Origin of the sequence: Corallococcus carmarthensis, assembly GCF_003611695.1 — a bacterium.
In the GTDB taxonomy this organism is placed as follows: domain Bacteria; phylum Myxococcota; class Myxococcia; order Myxococcales; family Myxococcaceae; genus Corallococcus; species Corallococcus carmarthensis.
Genome location: NZ_RAWE01000351.1, coordinates 1 through 5882 on the forward strand (window position 1 = coordinate 1; position 5882 = coordinate 5882).

General features: G+C 69.6%; 6 protein-coding genes. 3 read left to right on the plus strand and 3 right to left on the minus strand.

Features of this window, described 5'->3' with window-relative positions:
* The 3 genes from D7X32_RS42625 to modC all read left to right on the plus strand — a co-directional run.
* A partial coding sequence (locus tag D7X32_RS42625; RefSeq protein ID WP_158625864.1) for a substrate-binding domain-containing protein occupies positions 1-354 on the plus strand: 354 nt, incomplete at its 5' end.
* Positions 354-1031 (plus strand): molybdate ABC transporter permease subunit, encoded by a 678-nt coding sequence (gene modB / locus D7X32_RS42630; RefSeq protein ID WP_120608222.1) that lies wholly within the window; start codon positions 354-356, stop codon positions 1029-1031. The genes D7X32_RS42625 and modB, both read left to right, overlap by 1 nt.
* A complete protein-coding gene (modC, locus tag D7X32_RS42635; RefSeq protein ID WP_120608223.1) occupies positions 1031-2101 on the plus strand; it encodes a molybdenum ABC transporter ATP-binding protein in 1071 nt (356 codons plus the stop codon). The genes modB and modC overlap by 1 nt, the downstream gene beginning before the upstream one ends.
* On the opposite strand, the gene D7X32_RS42640 is transcribed toward modC, so the two are convergent.
* The 3 genes from D7X32_RS42640 to D7X32_RS42650 form a co-directional block, all read right to left on the minus strand.
* Positions 2098-2610 (minus strand): hypothetical protein, encoded by a 513-nt coding sequence (locus D7X32_RS42640; protein ID WP_120608224.1) that lies wholly within the window; start codon positions 2608-2610, stop codon positions 2098-2100. The genes modC and D7X32_RS42640 overlap by 4 nt on opposite strands.
* Positions 2607-3269, minus strand: a complete 663-nt coding sequence (locus tag D7X32_RS42645) for a pentapeptide repeat-containing protein (RefSeq protein WP_120608225.1) — start codon at positions 3267-3269, stop codon at positions 2607-2609. The genes D7X32_RS42640 and D7X32_RS42645 overlap by 4 nt, the downstream gene beginning before the upstream one ends.
* A 69-nt stretch (positions 3270-3338) precedes the next feature.
* Positions 3339-5777, minus strand: a complete 2439-nt coding sequence (locus D7X32_RS42650; RefSeq protein ID WP_120608226.1) for an isoamylase — start codon at positions 5775-5777, stop codon at positions 3339-3341.
* Positions 5778-5882 lie beyond the last annotated feature (105 nt).

The following is a 5882-nucleotide window of genomic DNA, read 5'->3' on the forward strand; positions in this document are numbered from 1 at the left end:
GTGTACGCGACGGACGCGGCGGGCTCGAAGAAGGTGCGGGGGGTGTTCACGGTGCCGGAAGGGGATGCACCGCGCATCGTGTATCCGGCGGCGGCGCTGAAGCAGGGCAAGGCGCCTGAAGGAGGGCTCGCGTTCGTGCGCTTCCTCCAGACGGACGCCGCGCGGAAGGAGTTCCGTCGGCTGGGTTTCCTGGACGCGAGCGCGGCGAAGGCCGTGCCAGACGCGGGAGTGATGGGCGTGGCGCCGAGCGCGCCGGGCGGCTCGCTGTCACCGGATGCGGGTGTGCTCAAGAGCGCGCCGTCCGGGGCTCGCGGTGGGATGCCGGATGCGGGCAAGGGGCACCCCTCGCCGTGATGGACGAAGGGCTGACAGGGCTGGTGCTGTTCACGGTGGCGGTGGCGGCCCTGTCCACGGTGCTCATCCTGGTGCCCGGCGTGGCGGCGGCGTACGCGCTCTCGCGTTGGAGGGGACCGGGGCGCGGCGTGGTGGAGACGGTGCTGGCCCTGCCGCTGGTGCTGCCGCCGACTGCGGTGGGCCTGGTGCTGCTGGAGTTGCTGGCGCGGGACTCGGCGCTGGGACGGCTGTTGGATGCGATGGGCGTGGAGGTGGTGTTCACGCCGAAGGCGGTGGTGCTGGCCAGCGCGGTGATGGCGTTCCCGCTGCTGGTGCGCTCCGCGCGCGCGGGCTTCGAGGAAGTGGATCCACGGCTGGTGGCGGTGGCGCGCACGCTGGGGGACACGCGCACGCGGGCCTTCTTCCGGGTGACGCTGCCGCTGGCGTGGCGTGGGGTGCTCACCGGCGCGCTGCTCGCGTTCTCACGGGCGCTGGGTGAGTTCGGCGCCACGGTGCTGGTCGCGGGCAACATCCCGGGCAGCACGCAGACGCTGTCCCTGGCCATCTTCCAGCGCACGCAGGTGGGGCAGGACGCGGAGGCGCTGAAGCTCGCGGGCGTCTCCGTGGTGCTCGCGTTCGGGGCCATGTACGTGACGGAAGTGGTGACGCGGCGTCGCGGGGCCCGGGGGCTCGCGTGATGGAGCTGTCGCTGCGGCTGCCCCTGGCGCGCTTCACGCTGGAGGTCGAAGCTCGCTTCACGTCCGCGTCGGTGGCGGTGCTGGGGCGCTCGGGCTCCGGGAAGACGTCACTGCTGGAGGTGCTCGCGGGCCTGCGGCGGGGCGCCACGGGGCGCCTCGTCGTGGAGGACCGCGTGCTCCTCGACACGGCCTCCGGTGTCGACGTGCCCCCCGAGGCCCGGCGCATGGGCTACGTGCCGCAGGACGCGTTGCTCTTTCCGCACCTCACCGCCGGACAGAACGTGCGCTTCGGCGTGCGCGCAGGACGTCCGTCGCGCGTGGACGAAGCCGTGCACCTGCTGGAGCTGGAGCCCCTGCTGCACCGCTATCCGGTGACGCTGTCCGGAGGCGAGAAGCAACGGGTCGCCCTGGCGCGGGCGCTCGCCACCGCCCCGGCGCTGCTGTTGTTGGACGAACCCCTGGCCGCGTTGGACGTCGCGTTGAAGGAGCGCGTGCTGCCCTACCTGCTGCGCGTGCGCGACGAAGCCCGGGTGCCCCTGCTCTATGTGACCCATCAGCTCGGAGAGGCACGGGCCCTGGCCCGCGAGGCCCTGCTGTTGGACGGTGGCGCGGTGAAGGCCGTGGGCCCGGCGGACACGGTGCTGGGCACGGTGGCGCGAGGCCTGCTCACGGGGGAGCCCGAGGAGAACATCCTCGAAGGCACGCTGGAACATCCCGGGTCCGGAGGCACGCGGCTGCGCATCACGGAGGGCCTGTCGCTCTGGGTGCCGGATGTGCCGGAGCTGCCCCACGGTACCCGTGCCGCCTACGCCGTGCCCGCCGAGGACATCCTCCTGTCCACCGGACCGCTGACCGGTGTCTCCGCTCGCAACGTGCTCGAAGGCACGGTGACGAAGCTGGAGGACGCGGGGGCAGGGGAGTGCGCGACCCACGTGGACGTGGCGGGTGTGTGCTGGGTGGTGCGGCTCACGCATGCCGCCGTGCGCGAGCTTCACCTCGCACCGGGCCTGCGTGTGTACCTGGCGGTGAAGTCCTCCGCCTGCCGCCGCCTGGCGGCACGGGCTTCCTAGTCTCCGCGCGCTTCCGCTTCGAACCGGCGATGCGCGGACTCCATCCGCTCCAGCGCTCCCACAAGACTGCGCTCGATGTCCTCGCGCTGGGCCCGCGCCAGGTCTTCCGGGTAGCCCATGCGCTCCAGCAGGTTCAGCTGCATGAAGAACTCCTCGCAGCCTCTGCTGCCGCCCGCTGCATCCAGATACCGCCCGCTGGCATCCAGGAAGTCCGCCCAGGACAACGCCCCATTCCGGTGACGAAGGAGGAGACACGCCAGGAACTCCGCGTTCCAGGCGTCATGCCCGGCAGGGTCGGACGGAAACGCCGAAGCGTCGCTCAGCAGCCCCCGCGCCGCGTCTTCAGTCCGCACCGTGCACAGCTCCGTCAGCCACGTCGGCGGAGCCTCCAGCGCCGTCACCCACGCATCCGCCCAGGCGATGAGCTGGTGAAGACCGATGAGCCGGGTCCTCACCAGCACCCCAATCCGCGCCACGGCGACCGGGTCCAGCGGCGTGCCCTCACTCATCGCTTCGCTCCTGTCTTCTTCGCCCCACCACGTCCCGCCGTCTTCGCGTGGTAGCCCTCCACCAGCATGCCCAGCGCATGCACCACCGACATCGCCGTGTCCTGCGGGATGCGCGTGTCCTTCATCTTGTTGCGCGCGGGGTCAAGCACCAGGCCCGTGGCTCCGGAGAAGTCCGTCCGGGTCAGCGTGCAGCCGCGGAAGTTGCTGCCGGTGAGGTCCGCGCTGGTGAAGTCCGCGTCCGTCAGGTCCATGTCGAAGAAGTTCGCCTCCCGCGCCACGCAGCGCACGAAGGACGTCTGGCGCAGGCCCAGCCCCACGAACGAGCTGTACGGCATGCCGCACTCCTCGAAGTTCACCTCCGGGTTCGCCGCCACGCCCGTCCAGTCGATGCCCATCAGCTTCGAGCCCTCGAAGCGCACGCCGCGCAGCCGGATGGCATTGAAGTTCGCGCGCGTCAGGTTGCAGCCCTGGAACACGCACGCCTCCAATAGCGCGTCCTTCCACCGGCCCTCCTGCAGCTCACAGTTCAGGAAGGTGCACCGGTAGAACTCCTTGTCGCCCAGGTCGACGTTCTGGAGGTCCAACCCCTCGAACGTCTCCCTCTCGAAGGAGTCCTCCTGCTGAAGCCGCTTCACCACCGTGCCGTCGTCCTGGGCCATGCCGGATTTATACCGGAGCGAAGGACCCGGCGCCGTGACAGCGCGCCGGGTCCTCCACGGGCCTTCACGCTACTTGGCCACCAGCACCAGCACGCCCCGGCCGCACAGGCCGTAGTTCGAGCCCTCGTCGCCCGCCAGGTCCGCGGTGCCCGGGTTGAGCATCACCTGATCCGCGCCCCGGCTCTCAATCCACGAGCAGGTGTCCGTCACGCGGTACCAGCGCTTGCCGGTGCCCGGCCACGGCAGCGCGAAGTTCACGGCGGCGGACCAGCCGTTGTACGCGACGTAGATGGCGCTCACCGTCTCACCGGAGAACTCCGACGCGTCGATGCGGTAGGCCAGCGAGTGGTTGCCCGCGCTGTCGAAGTACGACGCGTCCGGCACGAAGCCGTCCGGTTTGAACCAGCGGTGCTGCTCCATCACGTTCCCGTTGGTGTCCGACGCGCTGTAGAACGCCGCCGGGCGCAGCGCGGGGTGCGCCTTGCGGAACGCGATGAGGTTCTTGGCGAACAGGCGGAAGTTGGACTGGTCCGCGCTCCACGCGTAGTCCAGCCAGTTCTTGTTCGAGTCCAGGTTGTACGCGTTGTTGTTGCAGTACTGCGTGCGCAGGAACTCGTCGCCGCCCGTCAGCATGGGCACGCCCGCGCTGAGCATCAGGAACGCCAGGCCGTTGCGCGCGGCCTGCCGCTGGAGCGTCGCGCTGCCGCCCTGGTCCCAGCTGTGGTTGCTGTCCTCGCCACCGTCGGACGGGCCGTAGGGCCACGCCTGGGTGTTGTTCTTGCTGTTGCACGAGTACACGTCCTTCAGGGTGAAGCCGTCGTGGGCCACCATGAAGTTCACGGACGCGGCCGGCTTGCGGCCGTCATCCGAGTACAGGTCCGACGAGCCCGCGAAGCGCGTGGCCAGCTGCCCCGGCGTCACGTTCTCCACGCCCATCTGGTTCTGGTCCTTGCGGAAGGTGTCGCGGAACGCGCCGTTCCACTCGCGCCACTTCGCCGGGAAGTTGCCCACCTGGTAGGAGTTGCCACCAATGGCCCACGGCTCCGCGATGAAGTCCGTGCCCGCGCCGCCTGCTTCCGGACGCGGATCCAGCTGCGTGGTGATTTGATTGAGCGCCGTGTTCGCGTTGTCGCGGTTGTATTCGTAGCCGGAGTGCGTGGCCGTCTCGTGCTCGTAGATGTTGCCCAGCACCGACGCCAGGTCGAACCGGAAGCCGTCCACGCCCAGCGTGTCCTTCCAGTACGACAGCGAATGGAGGATGACGTTGCGGGCCGTGGGGTTGAACGTGTTGAAGTTGCCGCCCACGCCCGTGTTGTCCCAGTTGAACTGCATGTCCTTCGTCAGGCTGTAGTACGTGGGGTTGTCCAGGCCCCGGTACGACATGACGTTGTACGTGCTGGGGTCTCCGCTGATCCACCCGCCACCCTCGCCGGTGTGGTTGTAGACCACGTCCACCAGCACCTTGATGCCGGCGTCGTGGAACGCCTTCACCATGGCCTTGAACTCGCGCGTGGGGCCGCCCGCCGTCTGGTCGCACGCGTAGCGGCGGTCCGGCGCGAAGTAGCTGAGGTTCATGTAACCCCAGTAGTTGTCGCCCGCGGTGCTGGCCACGGCGTCGTTGCGGCCGTTGTCCGTCTCGTGCAGCGGCAGGAACTCCACCGCCGTCACGCCCAGCGCCGCCAGCTGCGCGGCCTTCTGGCCCGCCGTCTTGTAGGTGCCCAGGCAGGCGGCATCCAGCCCGGAGCCGGTGTCCTGCTTCGTCAGGCCGCGCAGGTGCACCTCATAGACGATGTCGTCCTTGAAGGCGCGCGTGGGCTTGGTGCCGGTGGCCGTGGTGTCCGGCGCCAGCACGATGCCCTTGGGCGCGAACGTGCCGCTGTCCTTGTAGCGATGCGACGGGCCGGACGCGAACACCGTGGCGTCCGCGTTGCTGGGGTTCACCGGGTCGTGGGAGAGCTCCAGCGCGTACGGGTCCCACAGGAGCTTGTTCGGGTTGAAGCGGTTGCCCGCGCTGTCCACGTCCGCGACGAAGCCCACCGTGTTGTTCGTCTTGCTCCAGCTGGAGCTGTACGTCCAGTTGGGACCCCACGCGCGGTAGCCGTAATAGACGGTGCCGGTGATGCCGTAGGAGTTCTTCAGCGTGGCGACGGAGACGGTCTTCGACCAGACGTTGGTCGTCGTGTTCTTCGTCATCACGTAGCTGACGGCCTCCTGCGCGCCCTGGGCCGTCTTGTAGATCCACAGCTCGATGCGCGTGGCGCGCGACGAGTACACGTTGAAGTCGATGTTGGCCTGCGTGGCGTCGTACTTCGCGCCCAGCGTCCAGGTGAGCAGCTCCTGCTCGCGCTGCGCGGTGTCCTCCACGGCGGGCGCGGCGGGGGCGGGGGCTTCGTCAGGCTTTTCGGAGGCGGCGCAGGAGACCAGCGCCGAGGCGAAGCCCGCGGCGACGAGGGGATGCCACCGCGTGAGCCAGGGGCTCCGGCGGTGACGACGGGGAGGGGTCATCATGGATGTGGCTCCAGACGCGGCAAGCGAGGTTCACGACCGCTGCAAGGCCACCGGGCCCGCGACTGCCCGGGGCCGTCCGGTTCACCACCCCACCGAAGGTGAAGT